The 24,591-nt window shown below is 33.6% G+C and carries 26 protein-coding genes and 1 pseudogene; 6 read left to right on the top strand and 21 right to left on the bottom strand.

What is annotated here, in order from left to right; genetic code table 11:
- Positions 1–159 precede the first annotated feature (159 nt).
- Entirely contained in the window at positions 160–636 is a 477-nt protein-coding gene (locus ABNX05_RS11780; protein ID WP_349659929.1) for a dihydrofolate reductase, read from the top strand.
- 680 nt (positions 637–1,316) lie between these two features.
- Here ABNX05_RS11780 and trhA read toward each other — a convergent pair.
- Positions 1,317–1,952 (bottom strand): PAQR family membrane homeostasis protein TrhA, encoded by a 636-nt coding sequence (trhA, locus tag ABNX05_RS11775; protein ID WP_349659928.1) that lies wholly within the window; start codon positions 1,950–1,952, stop codon positions 1,317–1,319.
- Between the two features lie 273 nt (positions 1,953–2,225).
- Between trhA and ABNX05_RS11770 the strand changes: the two genes are divergently transcribed.
- The 5 genes from ABNX05_RS11770 (at position 2,226) to msrB (ending at position 5,740) form a co-directional block, all read left to right on the top strand.
- Positions 2,226–3,068: a DegV family protein gene (locus ABNX05_RS11770; RefSeq protein WP_349659927.1), complete on the top strand. Its 843-nt coding sequence runs from the start codon at positions 2,226–2,228 to the stop codon at positions 3,066–3,068.
- Positions 3,069–3,258: 190 nt separating this feature from the next.
- Positions 3,259–4,191, top strand: coding sequence for a GDSL-type esterase/lipase family protein (locus ABNX05_RS11765; RefSeq protein ID WP_349659926.1), 933 nt, complete (start codon positions 3,259–3,261; stop codon positions 4,189–4,191).
- A gap of 4 nt (positions 4,192–4,195) precedes the next feature.
- The gene (locus tag ABNX05_RS11760; RefSeq protein ID WP_349659925.1) at positions 4,196–4,771 is read left to right on the top strand and encodes a YpmS family protein; all 576 of its coding nucleotides are present in this window, start codon (positions 4,196–4,198) and stop codon (positions 4,769–4,771) included.
- A 12-nt stretch (positions 4,772–4,783) separates the two neighbouring features.
- Complete coding sequence (msrA, locus tag ABNX05_RS11755; RefSeq protein ID WP_349659924.1) at positions 4,784–5,308, top strand: peptide-methionine (S)-S-oxide reductase MsrA; 525 nt, start codon at positions 4,784–4,786, stop codon at positions 5,306–5,308.
- A gap of 3 nt (positions 5,309–5,311) precedes the next feature.
- A complete protein-coding gene (gene msrB, locus ABNX05_RS11750) occupies positions 5,312–5,740 on the top strand; it encodes a peptide-methionine (R)-S-oxide reductase MsrB (RefSeq protein WP_349659923.1) in 429 nt (142 codons plus the stop codon).
- Between the two features lie 303 nt (positions 5,741–6,043).
- Here msrB and ABNX05_RS11745 read toward each other — a convergent pair.
- The 20 genes and pseudogenes from ABNX05_RS11745 to ABNX05_RS11650 all read right to left on the bottom strand — a co-directional run.
- Positions 6,044–6,673 (bottom strand): annotated as a pseudogene (locus ABNX05_RS11745) (methyl-accepting chemotaxis protein); the annotation flags it as partial.
- Positions 6,674–6,708: 35 nt separating this feature from the next.
- On the bottom strand, positions 6,709–8,271 hold the full coding sequence (locus ABNX05_RS11740; protein WP_349659921.1) for a recombinase family protein: 1,563 nt from the start codon (positions 8,269–8,271) through the stop codon (positions 6,709–6,711).
- A gap of 387 nt (positions 8,272–8,658) precedes the next feature.
- A complete protein-coding gene (locus ABNX05_RS11735) occupies positions 8,659–9,345 on the bottom strand; it encodes a M15 family metallopeptidase (RefSeq protein ID WP_432760140.1) in 687 nt (228 codons plus the stop codon).
- A 37-nt stretch (positions 9,346–9,382) separates the two neighbouring features.
- A complete protein-coding gene (locus ABNX05_RS11730; protein ID WP_349659920.1) occupies positions 9,383–10,219 on the bottom strand; it encodes a GIY-YIG nuclease family protein in 837 nt (278 codons plus the stop codon).
- Between the two features lie 43 nt (positions 10,220–10,262).
- Positions 10,263–10,418 (bottom strand): hypothetical protein, encoded by a 156-nt coding sequence (locus ABNX05_RS11725; RefSeq protein WP_349659919.1) that lies wholly within the window; start codon positions 10,416–10,418, stop codon positions 10,263–10,265.
- Positions 10,419–10,521: 103 nt separating this feature from the next.
- Positions 10,522–10,806, bottom strand: coding sequence for a phage holin (locus tag ABNX05_RS11720; protein ID WP_349659918.1), 285 nt, complete (start codon positions 10,804–10,806; stop codon positions 10,522–10,524).
- 17 nt (positions 10,807–10,823) lie between these two features.
- The gene (locus ABNX05_RS11715) at positions 10,824–11,237 is read right to left on the bottom strand and encodes a hypothetical protein (protein WP_349659917.1); all 414 of its coding nucleotides are present in this window, start codon (positions 11,235–11,237) and stop codon (positions 10,824–10,826) included.
- A gap of 194 nt (positions 11,238–11,431) precedes the next feature.
- Complete coding sequence (locus ABNX05_RS11710; protein ID WP_349659916.1) at positions 11,432–11,842, bottom strand: hypothetical protein; 411 nt, start codon at positions 11,840–11,842, stop codon at positions 11,432–11,434.
- 45 nt (positions 11,843–11,887) lie between these two features.
- Positions 11,888–12,175 (bottom strand): hypothetical protein, encoded by a 288-nt coding sequence (locus tag ABNX05_RS11705; protein WP_349659915.1) that lies wholly within the window; start codon positions 12,173–12,175, stop codon positions 11,888–11,890.
- A gap of 17 nt (positions 12,176–12,192) precedes the next feature.
- Complete coding sequence (locus ABNX05_RS11700; protein WP_349659914.1) at positions 12,193–12,642, bottom strand: hypothetical protein; 450 nt, start codon at positions 12,640–12,642, stop codon at positions 12,193–12,195.
- A 24-nt stretch (positions 12,643–12,666) separates the two neighbouring features.
- Positions 12,667–14,580, bottom strand: coding sequence for a DNRLRE domain-containing protein (locus ABNX05_RS11695; RefSeq protein WP_349659913.1), 1,914 nt, complete (start codon positions 14,578–14,580; stop codon positions 12,667–12,669).
- Positions 14,581–14,610: 30 nt separating this feature from the next.
- Positions 14,611–16,923, bottom strand: coding sequence for a LamG domain-containing protein (locus ABNX05_RS11690; RefSeq protein ID WP_349659912.1), 2,313 nt, complete (start codon positions 16,921–16,923; stop codon positions 14,611–14,613).
- A 17-nt stretch (positions 16,924–16,940) separates the two neighbouring features.
- Positions 16,941–17,876 carry a LamG domain-containing protein gene (locus ABNX05_RS11685; protein ID WP_349659911.1) on the bottom strand — a complete coding sequence of 312 codons (936 nt, stop codon included), beginning with the start codon at positions 17,874–17,876 and terminating at the stop codon, positions 16,941–16,943.
- The gene (locus ABNX05_RS11680) at positions 17,877–19,064 is read right to left on the bottom strand and encodes a discoidin domain-containing protein (RefSeq protein ID WP_349659910.1); all 1,188 of its coding nucleotides are present in this window, start codon (positions 19,062–19,064) and stop codon (positions 17,877–17,879) included.
- A gap of 45 nt (positions 19,065–19,109) precedes the next feature.
- On the bottom strand, positions 19,110–20,357 hold the full coding sequence (locus ABNX05_RS11675) for an SPRY domain-containing protein (protein WP_349659909.1): 1,248 nt from the start codon (positions 20,355–20,357) through the stop codon (positions 19,110–19,112).
- A 2-nt stretch (positions 20,358–20,359) separates the two neighbouring features.
- Positions 20,360–21,319: a laminin G domain-containing protein gene (locus ABNX05_RS11670; RefSeq protein ID WP_349659908.1), complete on the bottom strand. Its 960-nt coding sequence runs from the start codon at positions 21,317–21,319 to the stop codon at positions 20,360–20,362.
- Complete coding sequence (locus ABNX05_RS11665) at positions 21,319–21,900, bottom strand: hypothetical protein (protein WP_349659907.1); 582 nt, start codon at positions 21,898–21,900, stop codon at positions 21,319–21,321. The genes ABNX05_RS11670 and ABNX05_RS11665 overlap by 1 nt, the downstream gene beginning before the upstream one ends.
- A gap of 20 nt (positions 21,901–21,920) precedes the next feature.
- Positions 21,921–22,517, bottom strand: coding sequence for a hypothetical protein (locus ABNX05_RS11660; protein WP_349659906.1), 597 nt, complete (start codon positions 22,515–22,517; stop codon positions 21,921–21,923).
- Positions 22,518–22,611: 94 nt separating this feature from the next.
- Positions 22,612–23,358 (bottom strand): hypothetical protein, encoded by a 747-nt coding sequence (locus ABNX05_RS11655; protein WP_349659905.1) that lies wholly within the window; start codon positions 23,356–23,358, stop codon positions 22,612–22,614.
- Positions 23,359–23,414: 56 nt separating this feature from the next.
- Positions 23,415–24,578 carry a hypothetical protein gene (locus tag ABNX05_RS11650; RefSeq protein ID WP_349659904.1) on the bottom strand — a complete coding sequence of 388 codons (1,164 nt, stop codon included), beginning with the start codon at positions 24,576–24,578 and terminating at the stop codon, positions 23,415–23,417.
- Positions 24,579–24,591 lie beyond the last annotated feature (13 nt).

Here is a 24,591-nt window from a genome sequence, read left to right as displayed (position 1 = left end):
TTTAATTACTTTGATAGCTCTATTATAAACTATTCATATAAAATTACTAGGATTTAATATCGGAAATGAAAATAAATTTAATTTCTATGCAGAAATAATCTGATTGTAAAGTTAAATTATGTTTATAATATAATGAACGATAGTATTTGGAGGGACAATATGATTTCATTAATTGTGGCACATGATAATAATTATGTGATTGGTTATGAAAATGGCATGCCATGGCATTTGCCTGGGGATTTAAAATATTTTAAGGATAAAACGATGGGGAAGCCTATGATTATGGGGCGTAAAACATTTGAATCCATCGGTAGACCGCTTCCTGGTCGACGCAATATTGTCATTACACGTGACGCAAGTTATCATGCGGACGGGATTGAGGTAGTAACAAGCTTAGAGGGTGCCCTCGCTCTTGCTGGGGATGTTCCAGAAATTATGATAATTGGCGGCGAGCAAATTTTCCGCTTATCCATGGATATCGCAGATCGCTTGTACATTACAAAAATTAATCATTCATTTAATGGGGATACATACTTCCCGAAATATGAGGATTTTACAGAAGTATCCTCAGAGGAGCCAGAAACTGCACCAGAGGGATACACATTCCAATATCAGATTTTCGAGCGTAAAAGCTAAAGCCAGTAAGTAGTAAGGAAGCACGGTTATAAATGACCGTGCTTTTTTGCGTTATTAAATAAAGGTTTGGGAATATTTGTAGAATAAAGGGTTGTTAGGATGTTCCGGGCGAGCGCATTAAGTTCGGTAAGTACACCGTAGTGACGGTGAGAAACGTCGAAGTGACGGAAAGAGAATCGAGCGACGGAAAGAACCGACGAAGTGACGGATAGAAACCTCGAAGCGACGGAAAGAGTCGTCGCAGTGATGGAAAGAACCATCGAAACGACGGAAGAAGAATTGAGCGACGGAAAGAACTGACGAAGTGACGGATAGAAACCTCGAAGCGACGGAAAGAGTCGTCGCAGTGACGGAAAGAGTCATCGAAACGACGGAAGAAGAATCGATCGACGGAAAGAACCGACGAAGCGACGGATAGAAACCTCGAAGTGACGGAAAGAACCATCGAAGCGACGGATAGAGTCGTCGCAGCGACGGAAAGAGTCACCGAAACGACGGAAAGAGTCACCGAAACGACGGAAAGAACCGACGAAGCGACAGATAGAAACCTCGAAGCGACGGATAGAACCTCGAAGCGACGGAAAGAGCCCTCCAAACGACGGAAGTAAAATCGAAGGAAATAAAAGGGTTTAACAAATAATAAAAATCGCTTCTTTTTTAACGGAAGCGATTTTTTATATTTATAAGTAAAAATAAACACAAGCATACATTGCGCCACAGCCAGCTAATACAAATAGATGCCAAATCGTATGATTGTAGGGAAGTGAACGCCATGCGTAAAAAATAGCTCCAATCGTATAGAATAGCCCTCCTGCTAATAGTAAAGCAAAGCCATGAAAGCCTAAGAAAAGGTAGACAGGTTTAACGGCAAAAATAATTAGCCAGCCCATACCGATGTAAAAAATTAAAGAAAGCTTTTCGAATCGATTAATAAAAAAGCATTTAAAAATAACGCCTAGTATCGCTAAGGACCAAATAATACATAATAACGTAATACCCAGTGTGCCACCAATTGCGATTAAAAGGAAAGGTGTATACGTTCCAGCAATTAATATATAAATAGAGGAATGGTCAAGAATAGCGAAAAAGTGTTTGCATTTTTCTGGCATGCTATGTAGCAAAGTTGACATTAAAAATAAAATGATCACAGAAGCGCCAAAAATAGTGAACGTAGTTATTTGGAGCGCACTTCCGGTTTGAACTGCTGCTAAAATTAGAACAACTAGAGCTGGAATACTTGCGATAAATCCAATGCCATGAGTAATGGCATTCCACAATTCTTCCTTCCATGTTTTGTAGTCAAAAGAATCAATCATATCGAACACTCCTTTCGTGCATACATTTACTATACCCCAATAATTTTCATCCTGGTATTTACATTTGTCATGTTTTCAACATCAAAAGTGTCATATAAATGTCGAAATGTGTGAGGGACATTGTTAGACAAGGACTGAACAAAGCGCTATAGTATCCAAGGTAGCGGATTCAAAATGGACTAAAACGAGCGAAACCTAATGACAAATGTCATGTTTACATAATGATTCATTAGTCTATATAATAATTTTAATGAAGTAAAAGGATGTGTCGAAGTGGGACGAATTCATATAGTAACGGACTCAACTTGTGATTTAACAAATGAAGAAGTAGCGCAACATGATATACATATTGTGCCTTTAACGATTCAAATTGACGATAAAACATATACAGATGGTGTTGATTTAGAACCACAATCTTTTTTAAGCTTAATGAAAAATGCTAAAAATTTACCTAAAAGCTCACAGCCTGCACCGGGGAAATTTAAAGAATTGTACGATGAGCTTGGTAAAGACGGAGATCAAATTATTTCTCTTCATATGACTGGTGGTATGAGTGGAACAGTGGAATCAGCTCGTCAGGCAGCGCAAATGACGGATTCCGATGTAACTGTGATCGATTCACGTTTTATTGCTATAGGTTTAGCTATTCAAATACGTGAGGCTATTAAAATGCGCGACGCTGGCGCTACGGTTGAGGAAATTGTTGAGCGTCTTGAGAAAGTGCGCGAAAATACGTATTTGTATGTTATTGTTGATACACTTGAAAATCTTATTAAAGGCGGACGAATTGGAAAAGGGACAGGTTTTATCGGTTCTTTATTGAACATAAAAGTAATTGCAAACTTAGAAGGTGGCGCATACAATCCGGTATCCAAAGTACGGAGCCATAAACAGGTTGTGAACTACTTATTTAAACAATTCCAAGCAGACACAGCTGGAAAAACAGTAAAATCAGTTGGGATTTCTCACGCAGAAGGTTTAACAACGATGGGTGGACCATTAAAAGAATTAGTTGAAGGAACAGGTTTTAATGAAGTAGAAATTGCCTTTACTTCACCAATCATTTCTACGCATACTGGCCCAGGTGCTATTGGTTTTATTTATTTCGCAGAATAATATATAAGAGCTACTACATAAATAATTGTAGTGGCTTTTTATTTTCATGTAGCTATTGAAAAATGCATCGCTCATTATACGAATAAAAGATGTAAACACACATTTTTTACTCAAAACCTAGGTATAGTGACTTTTCATTGCACTATGAACTATTCTATAATAGAAGAAGAAAATGATGGAAGGTGGTCAAATGAACATTTGGCGAATTATGGTTTTGTCATGTTTGACCGTCTTAGTACTAAGTGGTTGTGCAATATCAATAGATGAACCGGATCCGCAAGCAGACCCAGAAGGGGAGCAGGCAAGGACGGAGCAAGATATGAAACAGGATGAGCAACAAACAGAAAATGAGGAAAAGACCTCAAAGAATGTATTGACGCAAATTTATGAACATTTTTTTGAGCCATCACCAGAGGATTTAGGGAAGATTGATGATAATAACGCAAAGCAACTACATTACTTAGCACTCGGAGATTCTTTAACTGCCGGTGTTGGTGATGAGTATAGTAAAGACGGTTATGTTGGAAGATTAACAGATTCATTAATAGCTTGGCCCTCGATTTCTGATGTTGAAGTCGATAATCGAGGAAAAAGAGGAAGACGTAGTGATCAGTTATTAAAATTAGTGGAAAAAGGGCATTATGATGAAGAGTTGCAAAAAGCACAGCTCATTTCAATTACAATGGGTGGAAACGATGTCATGAAGATCGTTAGAAACGATCTGTTTAATTTGAAACGAAATGCTTTTGATAAAGAATTGCGGGCATATAAGAAACGTTATAGTAAAATTATTGAAGGCATTCGTGAGAAAAATCCAACAGTCCCTTTATTACTTATCGGTTTTTATAATCCATTCTCCATCGTGACAAATGAAGCGAATGAATTTGATTCGATTATTACGGAGTGGAATAAAGTCATTGAAGACATAGCTAAGAAAGATAATAATGCGTGCTATGTATCAGTGGAAGACTTGTTTGATTCAAATAAAGAACTCGTTTATCATACGGATTTCTTCCATCCAAATGCTAAAGGCTATGACAAAATGAATGAGCGAATAATAAAGGCAATGGAGAAATGTAACATGGAACAAATTGTTAACAAGGAAATAGGGTACGAGGAGTGACAAAATGAATAAGTGGAAATTTGCATTTTTTGCTTTAGCGGGCACACTGCTTTTTGCAATCCTCCTCGTCGTTTTTTTAGCAACTAGACCAGTAGATGGAGTAAATTTAGCGGAAAGTACAAAAGCTGAAAGTGAAGTAAAAGGAAATGTACTCGTTGTGCAAACAACAAGGAAGGAATTAGAATCTATATCGAAAAAGTATTTAAAGGATGCGGGGTCACCATTACCGTTGGACTTTACGATTGGTGACGATATTCAATTGAAAAGTACATTAAAGGTATTCTATACAGAAATCGATATTTCTATGAACTTCGATCCGATAGTGGATGAGAAAGGGAATATTATTTTAAAACAGACAGGAATGAATGTTGGGCTGTTAAATATTCCACCTGAGACAACGATGAAAATTATGCGAGATACGGTGGATTTCCCTTCATGGATTTCAGTCAATCCAGATAAGGCTGAAATCTATATTGATTTATCGCGCGTAAACATTGCTTCAGGATCTCGTATCAAAGCAAAAGAATTAGACTTGCCAAAGGATAAAATTTTACTAGAAATTATTGTTCCTGGTGCATAAGGAGTGAGATAAATGGCAATGCAATACGCAACATTTGCAGGTGGTTGTTTTTGGTGTATGGTCAAGCCTTTTGACGAAACACCTGGCATTGAATCAGTAATTTCCGGTTATACGGGTGGACATGTTGTCAATCCAACATATGAACAAGTGTGCTCTGAAACGTCAGGGCATTTAGAAGCGGTGCAAATACAGTTTGATGATGAGCTTTATTCTTATGAACAATTACTCGCGACATTTTGGACATTAATTGATCCAACAGACGCTGGAGGCCAATTTTATGATCGTGGAGAGTCCTACACAACTGCGATTTTTTATCACAATGAAGAGCAACGTGATTTGGCTGAACGTTCTAAAGCTGATTTACAGGCATCCGGTAAATTTGATAAACCTATCGCCGTAAAAATTTTGCCGGCAAGTTCGTTTTACCATGCAGAAACTTATCACCAATATTATTATAAGAAAAATCCAATGCACTATGAGCGCTATGCTGTAGGATCTGGTCGCAAAGCATTTCAGGAGAAACACTGGGGGGGCTGAAAAATGAATAAAGAACAACGTTTACAACAGTTAACGGACATGCAATATTACGTAACACAGGAAAATGGTACGGAGCCACCGTTCCGAAATGAATTTGATAAGCACTTTGACGAGGGTATCTATGTAGATATCGTATCAGGGAAGCCGTTATTTAGCTCGCTTGATAAATTTGATTCAGGTTGCGGCTGGCCTGCATTTGCAAAGCCGGTTGAAAGAGAAGAAGTAATGGAGCATTTCGATACATCTCATGGAATGCGTCGCGTAGAGGTTCGCAGCAAAGAAGCCGATTCCCATTTAGGACATGTCTTTCCAGATGGACCAAGTGAACTTGGAGGCTTACGCTATTGCATTAACTCCGCAGCACTCCGCTTTGTACCAAAAGAGGATTTAGAAAAAGAAGGCTATGCAAAATACCTTTCATTATTTAAATAACAACAACTCCTAGCAGGAATCGTGCTAGGAGTTTTTTTGGTTTTAAAATGATTTTTGTTTCGAGAGTGACGGAACTAGCCATTAAATCGACGGAAGAAAAAAGATGCGACGGATAGAAGCATCGGACTGACGGAAAGAGCTAACGTAGCGACGGATAGAAAAGTCCAAGTGACGGAAAGAGCCACCGAACCGACGAATGACCAATCAATGCACTAAATATCATTAAGTTAGGTTCCTGAATGTTTGGGTAAGCTACTACATTGAGCTTCACCCAAACATGTGATTGAGAACCTTTTAGGACGTTCAAACTTTAAATTCACTGACAAGATTTCGTAGACTATCTGCTTGTTGTGCAAGCTCAGTGGCAGCGGCATTAATTTCCTGCATGGACGCAGATCCTTGAGTTGCCGCAGCGGCAGAAGTGACGGTGTTGGCAGCTGATTGTTCAGCGTAGGCATTGACCTGTACAAAATCATTCGCTACATTATGACTATAATCAAGTGTTAGTGCAATCTTTTCTACCATAGTCGTGATAATTGTCGATGTTTCTTTAGTATGGGTTAAAATATTGGCTAAAGATTGATTTGTTTCATTCGTTACTTCAACGCCGCGAATAACGGAAGATACACCCTCGTGGTTTTGAGAGATGATGGATGTTACTTCATTTTGAATGGACGTTACAATGGATGTTACTTCTTTTGCGGCAATTTGAGATTGCGCTGCTAGCTTTCGAACTTCATCAGCGACAACAGCAAAGCCTCGACCGTGCTCACCAGCGCGGGCTGCCTCAATCGCAGCATTTAAGGCAAGTAAATTTGTTTGTTCTGAAATAGCAGTAATCGTGCCGATAATAGATGTGATATCGGCGGATTTTCGACCAAGCGCTTCAACTGTGGTAGTCGTGCTAGCCATCGTTTCTTCTATAGACTCAATAGTACAACGTTTATAAAACTAGTGATATCAACATTTTATCTATAATCAATAGACAAATTGAGTTTATTTTCATCATTAATTGTATATGAAATTTTCAAAAGAATGGATTTTAAAATCATATTTATTTCTTCATTTGACATACTTGAATTTTTATCACTTATAAGACTTTCTACTTTTTCAGAAGACCAGTTTTCAATTCGTTCCATGCGCTCTTTGTTCTCAATATGATTATAGCTGAGTTTTAGTTCTGATAGCTTTCTTTCTGAATCTAAAATATTTGCTTCTTCTTTAAAAATTCTTTGCTTTAATTCCTGCATATCGATAATCTCTTCAGCAAACATTTCTTTTGATTTTGCTATTTTCTTTTTAGATTTTAGGATTGAGTTTTCATACGCTTCAATTTCTAATGCAATAATGCCTGCTGTATCTTGAGAATCATTTTCCGAAATTGTTTGAAAAAACTCTTGTCTATATAATTTAATATTTGAAATTACTGCTTCATACAATATACTCTCAGAAATACCGATTGTTTTATCACACTCTAAAGTTCTGAATTGAGACTTTCTTAGACATTTCCTTACATGTACATCTCTATTGCCAGTCTGTGAAACATTCATGGTTTTGTCGCAATGAGGACATTTTACTAAAGAAGATAATCTATATCTATTTTTACTAGAGACATTCTTATTATTGTATTTATTCAATTCAAGGGAACGTTTTAGAATTTTAGCATGTTCTTCTTCTGTTATTATTGGTTCGTGCTTCCCTTTAGCTATGATAATTTCATCTTTGTTTGGATTTTCAATTATATAACGGTAAACTGTACCATGACCTGTTCTTTTTTCTTCTGGTAATGATTTGTATTTCCCATGTACTACAAAACCTAAATGAAATTCATTTCTTAAAAGTCTATATATTGTTTTTGAATTCCAGAATCCATTTCTAGGGGAGGGGACTTTCATTTCGTTTAATTTATCAGCAATAGCTACTGCTGACATCTCATCATTTATATAACAATTTACAATTAATTTAAATATTTTCTTTTCTTCTTCATTTACAATCGCTTGCATTAAGTTTCTATCCCAATTATAACCATATGGTGGATTTCCAGAATGCGGAGTACCTTTCAGCACTGTTGATTTTTTTCCTTCCTTCATCCTATATTTGGTCTGCTCTAATTCAAAGTTGGCAAGCATTCCTTTAACACCTGCATTCAATACTTGGTTTGAATCAGAGTAATCAATGACTTCTCCTCTAGTAGTCAATATTAACGTTTTAGATTCTTTAAATGCTCGCTCGATAACTCCACGCTCATATGTATCTCCTCGTGAGAGTCTATCGAAGTCCACTACTATAACAGCTTTGTACTTAGATTCTTTAACTTTCTTTAGTAATTTTTGAAACTCTGGTCTTCCAGAAATACTTCCACCAGAAGCAACTTCTTCATAGCAATCCACATTTGTAAATCCTTGTTTCTCAATGAAATTTGCTAATCTATTTCTGTGCATTTCTAGGGTATCTTCACCATCATCATCTCGTGATTTTCTAGAATATGAAGCTATGCTGTCGTCATAATTTAATAAGTTAGTTATGTCCATATAAGGTCATCCTTTCAATAATTACGTTGTACTGTAGTACTATTTTATGACATTAAATAAGGCTTAGCAAACAAAAAGTACAACGTAATTATTGTTTAATCTTATGAAATTTTAATTGTAAGTTTAATGATCTAATGAAGGAGGGGAAGTAAAAGAAGGGTAGTTAAAGTTTCCAAAAAATAAACATATCAGATGCAAGTTGATTGTAAGTGAAGAAGAAAAGGAAATGGAGATCTTGATGAAGGTGTATAAGTTTGAATATATTATAAATCCCTATCAGAAACTAAAACTGAATAGGGATTTATAATATGATGTAAATTTGACCTTGAATAATATGTATTTGATTAAAATGCTGTTTGTTAACTGTGTTTACATGTGTAATTTTAACTACTTACTAAACTTCTTAGTATTGAACTGATCCATACGATGAAGCATTGTTGATACTTGTTCGCGAGTCAAATAGTCTTGAGGGTTTGAGCCATCTGTAATACCATTTGCTTTAAACCATTTCCAATCTTCAGAATGGCACTCTAAAGGCTCTCTGACGCTTTGGTTATCAAGTTTATTTGTTAATTGTTTCTTTAAATTTATATTGTCTGTTTGTAGTTCAGTGATCATTTTTTTTAATTCAGTGTATTGCGACATAGTAAGCTCATCTCCATTTTCTATTATTTTGCCAAATGTATCAGTTCCATATCCCTTATATTCGTACTGTAGGTGGGGGGAGTCCCAACCCCAATCACGACCACTTTCAAATCCTAATTTTTTTGCATAATTTATTACTTTATCAGCATTTGGAGTTTTATAAGCATTCCACAGTGCATTTCCATTGGAATCTACAAGAACCCAATCTAATGCCTGACCAACTAAGTGATACGACTTCATAGTTTGAGAAACGCCCTTAGCAACGTTTAATTTTTGTTGTTCAATTGTACGAATAGTTTCATATATTAATATTTGAATGCTATTATCAATACAATATTGGTACAATTTCAATGTTAAAAGCTTTGTATTATCTGCTAATTTTGAAACTTTGTTTCGATTTCTAGTATCGTATATCATTGTAAAAGCCACTATACACTACATCCTTTCTTATGCTTGTTATAATCATCTATTGCGCATATTCCCATTTGAAACCATATGCTGTTTTTCTTTTTCCTCTACATACCATTGCGATTTTGCTACAGTCACATGCTCCTACAAATTTGGATGCATCAGTAGCACTAAAGAACTCTCTTATGATCTCGTTAGTCTCCAAGTCTATCTGTCTTACTTTTTTAGAAATAGGAGAGTCCTTACCTTTCCTATCCCACATATGGTGATTTTCTTTTCGTTTATGTTTGCTTATTTTTTCGGAGCACTCCTTGATTGCTTTACTATGTAATTTATCATTTATTGTAGATATTTCCTCTTTTGTGAAGTGCTTAAGTATTATTAAATTCCATCCTGTGCTTAAATTAAAAATATTGTACACCTGACTTTTTCCTAAATTAAATTTTTCTGCCAAACTCGTAACAGAAAATCTACCGGTGCTAGCTAATTCAAACATCTTTATTATTTTCGAGTTAGTAAGATTTTTAGATATACTTTCTCCAAAATTACCTTCTCCACCTATTTTCATATTATAACCATTCGCATTTTTGTCATTAACGTAAGAGTTATAATATTTTATCCAATAAATCTCCTTATCGTCTAACTCGTCAATGGTTGATGCATAATCTATTATTTCCCAATTAAAATTGTTATCACCATATTTTCTAATAGCTTTGTGAAATACAGAGGTTCTATTATTTCTAGCATCATTTAAATGCTTTAACTTTCTTACTCTAAATTCTTGAATTGTTTGACCTATGTATATTTTCCCGTTAATTAGATTAGTTGCTTTATATATAACTCCACAATAGTCCATAGATTGTTTCCTGCTTTCATTAGTTTGATTTTTAGACAAAATAAAAAGACTCCTCAAAATGAGAAGCCTTTAAATATGTTGTTTATTTAGTTGATTTATAATTATGAATAAAATTAATTAGTTGTTCTGATTCATTAAATATAAATACATTACGTTTAATTCCATTTTTATTACTTGGTTTAAGCTTTTGTAGGACAAAGCCATTCTGCATTAATGTTCCAGCTAGACGTTGTGTCATTACTATGTAATCTTTTTTCATTTATTCTTCATCCTTTCTTTTTTCTTGTGTTATTTTCAACAAGTAATAATAAATACAAAATAAAATTAAACCTATGAAAGATCTATTTCTTAGTAGTACTTTTTGTTTGTAATCGACTCATCACTAATGCACTGTCACTAATACCTTTAGTAGTAAAATCAATTACCGCTAAATAAATAATTCCACACAAATTAATAAAGATATTTGGATTTTTTAAAGCGTCAAAAACTAAACCACCTAATTTACTCCAACTTGTCACATCTTCTAAAGAGACACCTGCCATTGCAAACAAGTTAGTAAAAAATACAATACCAATAGCAATCCAAAAATGATGATTATAAATACGAGCTTTCCAGTTAATTTTCATCTTTATCATTTCCTTTCTTATAGTCCTAATATTAAAAGTATCAAAGCGCCAATAATTAAAGTTGGAATCATAATCCACCACATAAGATACCTAGAAAAAATTTCATTAAATTTAATTGATCCTTTGTCAGATTCAACCTTTAAATCTTCTTCGATACCATCAACACGTTTACCGATAGTTTTAACATTGTTTTGTAACTCATCTTGAGACATATTTAGTTTAGTCAAATTGATATTAATGTTGTTAAAGGTTTCATCCATCTTGTTAAGTTGTATTTGTTGATTTTCATTCATTTTTTGCTGTTGTTCAGATACAACTGTCATACGATAAAGTAACTCTTTATCTTTTTCCATATTAGTAAGTCTACTGTTTTGATTTTTTAACTCTGTTTCCACACTTGCTAATCTTTCACCAGTCTTTTCATTTTCCAATTTAATCACCGACTTTTATCAAAATAATAAAAGAGTAGGGGAGAATGACCTCACACCTACTCTAAACTGAATTTCCTGATTCACTTTTAATTTGTTGTATATTGATACATTTTTGATTAGTTTATACATGTTTTATTAGTTATTATTGTATCAATATACATTAACTTTTAAATAATATGTGTATTTTATCTAAATTAAGTTAAAAGCGTTTCATGACTACCTGAAAAATTATCAGGTTTAGCTTTTAACTCATCTATAATAGCCTTTACTCTTGTTTCAATTAACTTTCCATACTCTTTAGCTATGTACTCCGTATCATCTCCATATTGAGCAGTAGAGAATGATTTAATAATAGGGAAGTCTGATAGAATATACTTGTAAGATGCACCTTCATTCACTAATGTAATTTCAGTTGTAGAAGGGGTGGTAGTCCCGTCACCATTATCAATCTCTTTAGTTTCGCTCTTTTTAATGACAGCAGAAACATCAACTCGTTGTTCTCCATAATCACTAAATAATTCTGTGTCTTCAGGTCTTACATCGGCAATATCTGCTTTAACAGTATAAATGTTGTTTTTTAAATCATTTGTAATAACTAGTTTCATAGATAATTTCCTCTTTTCTTCTTTTGTTTTTATGTATTTTGTTATTTAAAGTTTAGAATTACATGCAGAATCCTCAACCATAATCTCTTTAGCCATCCTTTGTAAAAGTCTGATATATTCTAGCATTTCCTTTTGGTTGTACCGTTTTGTAATAACATTACTCAATCGTTCATCATGTAGAGCAATTTCAACGTAACGTTCAATTTCTGTTTGTCCATTTGTTTCTACTTTCTTTACAATAGGAGTAATTATTTGAAATATATCCTTCTCAATTGGAACTTTAGCAGATTTAATTGTTTCAATGTAATCTATGTATTGAACTTCTACAGACATTAAATCACCTCCTTTAATTAGTCCTCAAGTAAATCTATTTCTTCAAAGATTTCACAGAATCTATCATATAAAACAGCTTTTTGACCAGTAAACTCTAAATCACAATTTAAAATTATATTCTGTAAAGTCTTAAGCATTTCAATTTTATCTATAGTTTCTTCAATGATAAAATCCTCATTCATCATTAACATAATTTGCATTTGCGCTTCTTTTTCTGCTTCAATAGAAGGGAATGTAACAACCTCTTGCTCTTTATTATTTATCACTTTAGTTTCTGTTTTAATATCACCTTCATCATCTTTAGAAGCATAATCGTTAATTAATAATTGTCTTTCTTTTTTTATTAGTTCTACTTGATTATCTAACAAACTAATGAAACGTGTTCGCATTCTAGATTCCTTACCTTTTAAAATTAAATTGAATAGAAACGATTGTAACTCTCCAATTTCATAGTTCTTCATCATCATAAATTATCTTTCTCCTTTTTCTTCCTACATAATAAATACATATCCAGTTACTTTGCCATTTACTGTAATTATTGTAGGGATATTATCAACTGTTAAAATTCTAGGCTCAATCAATACTAATACATCCGATTTATCTTTAGTTGGAACAGTGATATCCGCATAAATAATTGGCTTAGAGATAGAGATTTCTGCATTCACTTGATTAATTGCATTAACATCGATTTCAGTTGTGATATGACTTGTGGAATTTGAAATAATCTCAATTAGAATATCATCTGTAAAAGCAACAAAAATTTCTGTATCTATCTGACTGTTATCATACGCTCTAACTTTTAGTTCTGATTCGATATTAGGCTTAGAGACGCTTATTTCGCTTGGAATATCGCTTTTAATATTAGCTTCAATTTCAACTAATATGTCACTAGTATAATTAACGTAGATTTCAGTCAGAACAGTAGATTTACTTACAATTATTTCAGTGTATAAATTACTATCTAACTTAACCCTTGGTATAATTTCAGTACAAATTGACTCACGACTCACGGTGATTTCTGTTGGTATTTCATTAGGGCGAATGTCATTTGCTTCTATTTCCACATATATATCACTGTAATGTTTAATTGGCACAATGATTTCAGTCACAACATCAGGTTTACTTATAGATATTGTAGATAAAAATTCAGAATGATCTTTTTTTGTACATGAAATTTCAGTTAGTATATTTGGTCTGCTAATAGATATCTCAGAATTAACCTTATCGTCTTTATCTTTTAATCTAATATCTATAGTGGCGAGTATTTCACTCTTGTCAGGAATTGACACTGTTAATTCAGCAGGTATGAATTCTTTAGTAACAGTAATTTCAACAAATATATCCACATCTAAAGGAACTTCTTTTCTATGTACGTAAATAATTACTTCTCTGTCAGAGAATTCGTAAGTAGAACCTACAGTAATTTCTGTAGTTTTATCTGATTCACCATTTTTATAAACAAATATTTCTGTTATTACATCGCTTCTACCAGTACTAAAAATTCTAGAATCGTAGTAATCAACAATTAATTCGGGAGGTAGTGATGATTCTCTAGTTTTAAAAGTTACTGAATTATTAGTTGTTTCTACTGACATGCGAATTATAAAGCCATTATTAACTTGATTTAACGCTACCCAATCTTTAACAATATCAAATACATTGAATTCAATAAATTTTAAGTCTTCATTGATAGTAAACTGATTTGAAATTAATTTAATAGGTACAGGTCTATTCAAATGAGTAATACCATACTCTGACCATACTTTATCTGCATTCAGTAGCTCTAAATTTATATCTTTTGGAATTACGCCATCATAGCGTAGTCTTAATTTAGCATCAGTTAAAATATAAGAAGAATGAATAGATTTTAAATCAAACTGTACAAATGAACGCCAAATATCACCGTCACTTCGTCCAACTATCATAGAAGGGAAGTCACCATAATTAATAGACTGATATTCTAATTTTTCACGAGTGAATGCATCTTGAGTAGGGTTAAAAACATCTGTGACAATAGGTGGTTGTTGTACATCAAAAATTGCGCTCATTCTATTATGAGGTGGTATTTCGATTTCAGTTTCAATATAATTGTGTATGTAAGGTTGTATCTCTGTTACAACATCTGAGTTACCACGATAGACGATATTTATATACGTTTCTTTTTCGCTTACACCAAAAGCTCTTGGTACAATTTCTGTTATCACATCTGAATTTTCAAATTGTCTTACAGTTAATTCTGTTGAGATATCTGAATCATCAACTGCGTATAATTTAAATTTTGCTTTAAATTTATTATTTGGCTTAACTTCATATTCGATATTTATAAAAGATGAATTTTCAATAGGATCAATTAAGATTTCATCTTCATTTGATTGAGAGGAACTGTTTGCATTTACTTCCTCCATATAATCACATCCCATCACATTGTATTGTGATCAGGCTTTATCTGCTCTTACGATAATGTCGAATGTACCATTAGCGTCAGGCGTTGCGCCCAATGTTGTTTTTAATCTAATAAAGAATGACATTTCTTCATTATTTTTAAGTATTTTATTAAGTATCAACTCTTCATTAGGAATAAATGGTGTAAGATTTTCACTAAACTCTATAGCCATTCCTGTAGGGAAGTTGGATGTATGTGCAAACAAGTGTATATTTTCAACATCGTATCCATACTGATTTTTTAATATAATTTCATGTTCAATTGTAGTTTGTCCTGCAATAATGACTCCGAAATCAAGATACTGTAGAACCTCTCCAATCTCGCTAGAGAAGTATTGCCCATAAACATCTTTGAACATAAGACCTGAGTATGTACCAATAAAGCTAGTTTGCCAATAATCAGTAGTACCGAAGAAGTCCTGAAATTCTACTTTTATTGTGTTCCAATCGTCAATTTTAATGTCTTTACTACCAATGATTAATTCAATGTTTTGAGGTGATTCACCTAGTTCAGTAAAGCTTCCATCGGAAGGGTGGTAGTTTCCACCGTTTAATAGAACACGATATTGAACACGAGTTAAATCATCATCACTTAGAATACCTTTTAAAATATTACCATCAAATTCAATATCGATCTTAGCAGTAGTGTTTAAAATATAGAGGCTCGTATCCTTAATTGTTGTAGTATCTCTAGGTAGATAATCTTTATAAGATACACTCTCAACAACAGAAACAATTGTGTCACGAGGATTGTCCTTTAAAAATACACCAATATTCAGAAATTGCTTATCCCAAGTTCTCCATTGTTTATCAGTGATACTATTTAACTCATGATACTTCATACCGTTTTTAAGAATCGCTTCTTCTGTTGAATTATCTGCAACCACAAATGTTTGCTTTGAATTATCCCAAATATACCATTTACTTGGGTCTGAGTCTGATACAAAGTAATGAGCCTCATCACGATATGATTGAGAAATATCATTAGCAAATACATCGTCTAAAGACCCATATACACGCTTAGGGTTCGTCAATTTGATAAATTGAGGTTTAGGAACTGCTTTCATTTCAAGTACTCTTTGAGCAGTCTCAAGGGCTTCATCCGTCCATGTCACAACTTCAAAGTCACCTTCAAGTTCGTCAATAGGCGACCAATTAGCTTCTAAGATTAAATCAGCTTCAGTTACGGCTTCATCATCTGTATAATAAAGAACCTCTACTTCATCACCAAATTCATCATAGATGTCAAATGGTTCAGTAGTTGTTGACACGATAATATCGTCTGTAGACTCTGTATAAGCCACTACAGTAGGTAATTCACCGATATAGTCATACACACTGTATTCATCAACACCTGTCTCTACAACGATTTGTGAAGCGTCTGAGTCGGTGTAATAGAGTACCTCTGAGCTGTCTCCTAACAGCTCTTTTACTGTAAATTCTTCTTTATTTAATACTGCATGAGCCCATTGTTTATCTTCAAAAACAGACCACATCATCAATGATTTATCTCCGGATAGCTCTTTCCATTGAATTTCTGTGATATGGTCAAGATTGTTCATACCATATATAATGAAGTTTTCTTCTGTTGGTGTAGTTGATTGCCATGAAGTACCATCATGGTATTTGTATTGTGAACCATGTTGTACTAGGTATTTATCTGAAATAGGGGAAATTACTCTGTCGTAGATTTCGATTTGGTCTAATTGTCCATTAAAATAATATGTGATTGTGGCTGTGTTACTAGCTCCAATTCTTAGATTATATGTGGGAATTAAAGTTTCTTGTTCCGTAGATGTCATCATATTGTCTGGATTTAACATGTCATCAATATATATGTTTACACTATTTGTTTGTGTTGTGCCATCCCAAGTGAATAAAATATCATGCCATTTACCATCATTGATTTTAGTCTTTGAAAAAAGTTCAAAAATTGGATTGCCAGATATAGATTTACCAATAACTACCCCTAAATATCCGCTAGGGGAAATATATATTTGTGTTCCACTATATGCACTGCCAGCAGTTTGTGTAAGTAAGGCAGCAATTGAGTTTTGAGTTGTTTTCAGTTTAAATCTAATGCTCTTAGCTCCAGTTGGGATAATCCTATCATTAAAAGTAATATACTGATTACTACCATTAAAACTCATACCGTTGCCTTTACCATTCCAACCTGTTACACGAGTAGGTGCATTATTTAATACCCCTGTGTATCCACCAATAGAGTCCATAGCATTCCCACTAGGTTCATCAAATCCAATAAAGGCTTTACCATATTTACTTAAGTTGTCTTTGCTATTAGCCATTGTATTGACTCCTTTACTTAATAATTATCCTCTATAAAGATTGTCTTAAAATCATTAATAGGAATAGTAAATACTTTACCACTTCCTAAAGATATACTATTGTTACTTACAATCTCATACTCTGTAGTGTTCCTAGTTGTGTCGATTACAGGATAGTCTACAGCTTCGTCTATTTCTTTTACTTTATAACCTTGGTCAAATAAAAGTTTCTCAGTAGTATTTGGTATCTCTTTTACTCGATTTAAAGTAGGGGATAAAGCAAGGGTTTTATTATCTGTTGTTTTAACTACTAAACGTTTTTGAGTGAAGTCAGAAGGGGAGAGAACCTTATTATAGATTTGAAAGTCATCTAGCTGACCTGTGTATGATAGCCAATACTGACTACCTGTTAGATTATATCTCCCAAAACAAATGTTTGAATAATCTAGCACTTCATTTACTGTAGATATAGATGTGCTTTCTAGCACTCCGTCTACATATAATTTAACTCCAGAAATTGATGTGTCGCCAGTCCAAGTAAAAAGAATATCATGCCACTTCCCATCTAGGACGTCAGATTTTGATGAAATTACAAAATTAGTAGTCAAAGATGCTTTATAGTGAATCCAGTTAAGAATGCCGTCTGGCTGTATTGAAATATAGTGACCATTTGAGTTAGTACTGCCAGTTGCGCAAGTGGACATAATAGTTTGATAACTTCCAGTTTTACTAGATTTCATTTTAAACCTAATGGTTTTCTCTGCTACTGGCAATTTATTATTAAATAAGATAAATGAGTTATTAGAAAAACTTGCTGAATAGCCTTGACCATTCCAACCTTCGACCCTTGTTGCTCCCGTAACTGTGCCTATATAATTATTTAAGCCTAGTTTATCTGTAACGTTTCCACTAGACTCATCAAAATCAAACCATGCGACACCGCACTGTACCATTAATTGCTCTGTCGTTGCCATTTATTTCACCTCTCTTTTATATCCATATAATAACTCACCTATGTTTGAATATTCTGGAAAACCATTATTGCTTAAAATATTGAATCTAAAGTATCTGTATTCTAAACTATTACCTAACTCAAAAACTCTTTCTTCTAAAAATTTCCAATCAGTTTGATTTTTGAAACTTCCAAGCAATGTAAATGCTAAGTCATCATTAGAACCATATATTTCAAAGTCTTTGGGCATGGCTCTTGTTATTGCATCTGTAGACCCCCCACGACAGGTCATCTTTAGTGCATTAGTTATTACTTTTCTACCTAAATCTAGCTTTATCCACCCTGTAGTAGTATTAGCCACAGTTAGCCATGCGCTTACATCTTTTGTGCCATCAAACGCTTTCCAAGCCTGATAAGTTGTATTATATTCACCACTAGCACTAGCTACTAACGGGCTTGGTGTTGTATTTGAAGTCATTTTAGTTTCGTGCCAAGTATAGATAGAATTCCATTCTTTCACTTGTTCTTTAACTCTCAAAGTATTAATTTCTCCAATTTTTTGAGAAAAGATTTTATTGGATATGCCTAAAATCGGAGATTCATTTACGTAGTTTTGCTTAGTAAATGGTACATTTAATGCTATCTCTTTCCCTTGCTCTATGCCCAATGAAATTATACTTTCATTGGATGTATTAGGTAGGTGAATTAGAGTTTCGTCATCAAGCGAGTAGTATTGGTTTTCATTTTCCAATATAGCTTTTCTGTATGGTGGTCTTATTTCACCATCATTATCTATATCTATAGCATCTACATTCCAAGATTTACCTACCATATCATCAGGACTAACTATTTCTACCTTATGCAGAGTTTTCTCTAGTCCTGTTTTTTCGTATGAAAGAATCATGTGTTGAGGTGGAGATGTTATTGTTGTGTATTCTGAAAATGTTTCTAGTTTGCCATCGATAATAATCTTTATATCCTTTGGCTTGTTAGTAAACTGATTAGCGATAATTCTAATCTTTGTACCATAAAAATAGAAATCTACTCTTGCTCCTATAGACCCTTGATTGACATGGCTAACAGTGCCATTGTAATAGCCCACTGTATTTTCAAAAATCCAATCTCCAGTATATTTTATGAGACTAAATCTATCATCATATCGTTTCCATCCTATCTCTGGTTGAGGTAGAGTTTGACCAATGGTTGCCATATAATCATTCCTTTCTTATTGTATTAAGAAATATAAAACTCAGCACTATTTAAAACTAATACTGAGTGGTTTTCTATCTAATTTAGCTGTCCAAAGACCTTGTCCATTCTTCGAAACAATGTCTTGTAAAGTATAGTTTTTAGTAGTTATTGGCAGGCTAAGGTTTAATAATGAAGTTTGACCGTAATTAACAAAGTTCTTCATTGATGCAATAGGAAGTTCATTAATAATCATAGGTTTTAAAAATTTAATCTCTCCAATAGCAACATACAACGTTCCGCCATTGATTTCTTTAACATCTAATTTATAATAGCGATAGCTTACAGGTTTTTTAAAAGTGAATGTTCGTTCTTGAGTATGGTGAGTCCACGATTCATTTTTATACTCGTTTATAACTGAGTAATTAATACCATCATCAGACCCTAAAAAAGTAAAATTTTTTGGCATACAATTGATACCAACAGCTACATCACTATTTTGTCTAGGTGTTAAGCTAAAACCACTGATATTGGTATTCTTTCCGAAATCTAATTGAATATAACCAGTAAGCACTCTATTACTTGTTAACCAACAATTATTTCCTCCGTTAGGAAGGTCTACTAGTGAACCATCAAATGCTCTCCAAGGAAGATAATCAGTACTATAAGAACTACTTGCACTCGCCACTAATGGTACTGGAGAATTGTTTGATGTCATTTTAGTTTCATACCACTTGTCGATTGACTCTAGTGAGTATATTTTATTGTTCGACTGTAGTAAAACACCGCCAAAGTCTAACGCTTTGTATCCTTGTGGTATAGAATATTTCAAATCTTTTTTTGCAAAGTTGAATGTTGCTGTGGCAGGGGTGTTTGGTTGGTTAGCTGAGGCATATGGATAGATATCTCCCATGCTTGTTAAATCATTAAATGCTATCCCTTGACTTGCTCCATTTTTATAAAAGGTTACAGTTCCCACAGTTAAGTCTACAGCAATACCTACTGTATCTCCTTCTCCATATATTGCGCCATATACCTTCCCTGTATTAGTCCATGCTTGACCACTTGAGCCATAGTACACTCTTCTATTAAGAGTTTCATCATAAGAGTTCATAGAGGCATTTACATTTCCTACTCCTATAACAACATAACCATTTGTGACTTTTTCACATTTCACTTCCCAATAGAGTTTCTTGTTTTTTTCTAATGGCTTTATTCCTCTTACTGGATATATATTATTTGTCATTAATACTGTTCTATCGCCATTGCTGTATACTCTTCCTGTGGAATAGCTTGTATCAAGTGTGTATCTCATAGTTATTGTTTCACCTCAATTTTAATACTTCTAATATCAAAGTGTTTCTTCAAATCTATAGACTTACTGAACACCTTTCCATCCTCACCATTTAGAATTTCGCTCTTATCTGTCATTAACATAGGTTTTAGAGTTGTTACTTTACGGTCTAGTAATGTAGATAGACTATCCATACCTTGCTCTAAGAATTGGTTTGAAGTGGGAAGAGTTGAAGATGTATTAAGCCAATCGTTTTCAAATTTTTTATATTCTCCATCGTGTAGAACAAGTGATTTATTAAGAGTAAAATCTTTTGGTGTGAGTGTTTTATTATAATACTGGAAGTCATCAATTTGACCTGTGAAATACTGTCTATATGTTGACAGTTTGCAACCACCTAATACCATATTCTGAGTAGCAAAGTTTGATGATGTTTCATTAGCAGTCGATGATTCAGAAGCAACTAATTCATCATCAATATATAAGTTTGCTTTCTGCTGTGTGTTTCCAGTCCATGAGAATAGCACCTTATGCCACTCTCCATCATTATAGGCTTTAGGAGATGCCAAAACAAAAGCAAATGTAGCATTACCTCCAGTAGATGTAAATCTTCTTGCTACAATTACTCCTTTATTTATGAGGATATTATAACCAGTCTGATTCACTGTAGAAGTAGCATAATTCTCAAATAAATACATATTACTATCAGAAGTAGTTTTAAATCTGAATACTACAGTTTTTTCTCCATATGTCATTAGACTGTTATTGAAAGTTGCTAAAGAGTTACCATTAAAACTTAAGGAATGACCTGTTCCATCCCAAGCTTCAACTCTAGTGACATTAGATAATGCTCCTTTGTACAAACTACCTTTAGAGTCTAATGCATCACCAGAATCTTCATTAAATTGAAACCAATACAAGCCATGTTTATCCATCATTATCCTAGTTTTTTCATTCTCTATTGGAATGTTATTGTTACTCATTATCTCACATCCAATCTATCTATTCTTAGCCACTCGTCACGAGTAATCTTTTTTCTGTGCAGACTACCTGTATCTGACCAAGTTTCATCTTCCGTCATATCGTACTTATAGTTACGTTTTAATTGAAGACCATTAGAAGTTTCAACAAATGCATTAATCTCAAAATCAGAGTTTGATATACTAAACAAATCAGTCACAAAACCTGCAAATAAATCAATTCTCACTTGTATATACTGTTTAGTTTCTGATTGAATAGCTCCGTCTTCTGCAATAGCGATCCACTCAGACCAATTCTCACCATTGTCTGACACTCTTGTTAATACTGCGAATGAACTTGATCCATTTTCAGTATTGTTGGTAAACACCTTATCAAAACTTTGAAATCTATCTTCAAGATTTATTACATCAGAAACCCATACACCTTCTTCTGCGTAGATAAGGTTTCCACTACCATCAATATCTACTTGAGCTAATCGAAGATATCCTGTAGCTTTATCAATTTCGGTGTTGTTATGAGTTCCTGAGACGCCAATAGATAAACCTATTTCTTTCTTCTCTGTATTACCACCAACTGTTGTCATGGGGTATCCTCCTTGCTTAGTTATTTAATAGTCCAATTAATTTGACCTGATACATTAGCTACAAGTGGGGCATAAAAACGTTCTACTTCAACGCCACTAGATTTAAAAATTATATGACCATTCAAATCCTTATTAGAGGTTATTTTAACTTCAATAAAAGCACTTTGATTGAAGGGGAGGGATACTACTGGCTGAAAGAATAGTTGTACATCATCTTTCTGATAAATTGTTTTATAACCAAAATTAATTGATTCGATACTAGTATTTTGCAAACCTTGTTTACTACTAAAATCAGTAGAGGCTCTTTTATATGTAATAAGGTCTTTGTCTCTAAAGTTTGTTGTTAAATAATATTTTTCTCCATTTTCATCTTCATATTCAATTTCTATTCTTCTTCCATGTAAATAAAAAGAACCATCGGACATCTCAAAGAAAAATTTCATTCCTTGACCAAACAAACCGAAACGTACAACCTGATATTTCTGAATTAAATAAAAATCATTTTTCTTATGCGTAAGTAGGTCATACTCAGCATAGTTTTTTCCATTTGCATAATCAGCATTCCAATTAAAAGGAATACCAATTGCTTGTAAATTATTTGAACTTGAAAATATCATTTATATACACCTCATTGTATTGAGTATTTTTAAATAAAAAAATAGGGTAGAGGAATAAACCTCCAACCCTAAATCGTTATATGTATTTTGTTAATTAAACGTACGAAAAATTTACGCGTTTTAATAAAGTGTTCTTACCCGCGGAAGCATCAATAGGGACTTTAGCAAATACGCTAACTTGTACAAAGTTTCCTCCTGCTAAGTTAGCGTTACTTCCATCTGCCAAAGTATTATTTGCTAAACCTAAAATTTCTTTTGCGTTTGGTTTTTTATCAATTTTAATAGCTACAAATTCAATTCCATTATCAAACACGGACTTTCCTTCTTCTGTTAGCCAACTCGGTTCAGTTGCACCTGTAGTACCTGCATTAATAGCTCTATAAATAAAACCATTGTCAACAGAAGGTTTAATATAGGCGTCTATAGCTAACGGGATATCTTTAATCCACGATGAAGCTGTGCTTACATGTATATTTCTAGTAGTTCCATTTGTTCCTAAAGACTTTGTTCCAGATGGGTTTTCTGTTCCAACTCCACCTTTACCGACAGGAGTAAATGCTTGCTCATTTAAGCTATCAACTCTAACTCTAAACCAATTATCACGGACTGCTTCTACAATAGTACCAGTACTGCCATCGCCACCATTACGGTCACGAGTAGTAAATTTAACATCTTCCATCTTGGAACAATCTTTTGTGCCACCTCGATTATTCCAAATAAAGTATGTTTTCTGAGGGGAGTCTGAAAGTGCATCTACTGTACCATAGTTAACTGTAGTCTTTACTTCTGTTGATGTAGTATTTGTGCCTTCATACCAAGAAACTATAGGTCTTTCACTCATTAAAAATTCCTTCTTTCTTATGTATTATTTTAAATAAAATCCCTCTTTTATTAAATTCAATTGAGGGAGTCGTTCAATGCAATTTTCACATTAACGGATAAACTTTGAGCATCTACATTAAAAGAAGGGATGTATAGTCTAAATACATCGCCTTCTTTTACTTTTGTATCAATTAAAGTGAATTCTTTATTGTTTCGGTGATTATCTGCGTCAATTGTTAATGGATTGACAGTAATATCAGTCCAATCTTTAAAATTTGAAGATTTCTGTATTTGAACTGGAGTAGGTTGTTGTCCTTTAATAGAAACCAACGATTTAACATCGATTATTTCCCCGTCCCATTCAAACTCAACTTCTGGATCTTGAACTCCTTCTAAAATATCTTTTGGAATGATGAATACAATTGTTTTCTCATTAACAAATTTAGTTATATTTTTTACTTTGGTAAATTGCTCTTTACTCATCAAGCCATTGATAACTTCACTTGCAAGAGGAACATTCCCTCCAAGCGCATCAATGGGTATCCATGCTTTTCCATTCCATCTATAGCGAATACCTGTGTCATACACTTGTGTAGTCCATCCAACTTCAGGATAGGGGAACTTCTGAGCAATTTCATCATATGTATTTACGAAAGGTTGATAAATTAAGACCGTTGTTTCATAAGCATCATTAACTAACTTTGTAGCATCATCAGCTTTTTGAGTAGCAATTAATGCTTGATCTGTAGCGTGATTTGAATTATTGATAGCAATTACAAGTTTTTTCAAATACTCCTCATAATTATCTGTTCTATCAATCAATTCTTGTACTTGCAATTTACTTTTTTCAATGATCTCATGTAGAGTCTCGGTCGAGTCTGTACCGTCAAAATGAACAATTCGTGTAGAAGGGTAGAGAATTAAACCTCTACCTTTGTACACTATAGACAATGTTTCGGCTTCTTTTGAAGTATGGAAATAAACAAATCCATTTGTGTAGTCTACATAAAATTCATTTTTCTCTATATCATTTTTCATGAACTTTTCATAGTTAATTTCAAACATATCTGTAATTCTTACTCTAAACATTTTGTCAGGAATTTCTAATAAAAAGATACGTTGATTCACTACACGAGCAATATCTAACCTATCGATAAATGGGTCATTTGGTAGCCCACTTCTCCATGAAATATGAATAGGGCTATTAAATTCTAAATAATCTTTTAAAGGTAGTGGCAATTTATCACCTTCT

Source organism: Lysinibacillus zambalensis (assembly GCF_040183165.1).
Classification (GTDB): Bacteria; Bacillota; Bacilli; order Bacillales_A; family Planococcaceae; genus Lysinibacillus; species Lysinibacillus zambalensis.
This window is presented reverse-complemented; position numbering and strand designations above follow the sequence as displayed.

Bases quoted from the DNA above. Each gene is read 5' to 3' on its own strand.
- ABNX05_RS11780 (WP_349659929.1), top strand. From the start codon at position 160: ATGATTTCATTAATTGTGGCACATGATAATAATTATGTGATTGGTTAT.
- trhA (WP_349659928.1), bottom strand. From the start codon at position 1,952: ATGATTGATTCTTTTGACTACAAAACATGGAAGGAAGAATTGTGGAAT.
- ABNX05_RS11765 (WP_349659926.1), top strand. From the start codon at position 3,259: ATGAACATTTGGCGAATTATGGTTTTGTCATGTTTGACCGTCTTAGTA.
- ABNX05_RS11760 (WP_349659925.1), top strand. From the start codon at position 4,196: ATGAATAAGTGGAAATTTGCATTTTTTGCTTTAGCGGGCACACTGCTT.
- msrA (WP_349659924.1), top strand. From the start codon at position 4,784: ATGGCAATGCAATACGCAACATTTGCAGGTGGTTGTTTTTGGTGTATG.
- msrB (WP_349659923.1), top strand. From the start codon at position 5,312: ATGAATAAAGAACAACGTTTACAACAGTTAACGGACATGCAATATTAC.
- ABNX05_RS11740 (WP_349659921.1), bottom strand. From the start codon at position 8,271: ATGGACATAACTAACTTATTAAATTATGACGACAGCATAGCTTCATAT.
- ABNX05_RS11725 (WP_349659919.1), bottom strand. From the start codon at position 10,418: ATGACACAACGTCTAGCTGGAACATTAATGCAGAATGGCTTTGTCCTA.
- ABNX05_RS11720 (WP_349659918.1), bottom strand. From the start codon at position 10,806: ATGAAAATTAACTGGAAAGCTCGTATTTATAATCATCATTTTTGGATT.
- ABNX05_RS11710 (WP_349659916.1), bottom strand. From the start codon at position 11,842: ATGAAACTAGTTATTACAAATGATTTAAAAAACAACATTTATACTGTT.
- ABNX05_RS11705 (WP_349659915.1), bottom strand. From the start codon at position 12,175: ATGTCTGTAGAAGTTCAATACATAGATTACATTGAAACAATTAAATCT.
- ABNX05_RS11700 (WP_349659914.1), bottom strand. From the start codon at position 12,642: ATGATGATGAAGAACTATGAAATTGGAGAGTTACAATCGTTTCTATTC.
- ABNX05_RS11695 (WP_349659913.1), bottom strand. From the start codon at position 14,580: ATGGAGGAAGTAAATGCAAACAGTTCCTCTCAATCAAATGAAGATGAA.
- ABNX05_RS11690 (WP_349659912.1), bottom strand. From the start codon at position 16,923: ATGGCTAATAGCAAAGACAACTTAAGTAAATATGGTAAAGCCTTTATT.
- ABNX05_RS11685 (WP_349659911.1), bottom strand. From the start codon at position 17,876: ATGGCAACGACAGAGCAATTAATGGTACAGTGCGGTGTCGCATGGTTT.
- ABNX05_RS11680 (WP_349659910.1), bottom strand. From the start codon at position 19,064: ATGGCAACCATTGGTCAAACTCTACCTCAACCAGAGATAGGATGGAAA.
- ABNX05_RS11675 (WP_349659909.1), bottom strand. From the start codon at position 20,357: ATGAGATACACACTTGATACAAGCTATTCCACAGGAAGAGTATACAGC.
- ABNX05_RS11670 (WP_349659908.1), bottom strand. From the start codon at position 21,319: ATGAGTAACAATAACATTCCAATAGAGAATGAAAAAACTAGGATAATG.
- ABNX05_RS11665 (WP_349659907.1), bottom strand. From the start codon at position 21,900: ATGACAACAGTTGGTGGTAATACAGAGAAGAAAGAAATAGGTTTATCT.
- ABNX05_RS11660 (WP_349659906.1), bottom strand. From the start codon at position 22,517: ATGATATTTTCAAGTTCAAATAATTTACAAGCAATTGGTATTCCTTTT.
- ABNX05_RS11655 (WP_349659905.1), bottom strand. From the start codon at position 23,358: ATGAGTGAAAGACCTATAGTTTCTTGGTATGAAGGCACAAATACTACA.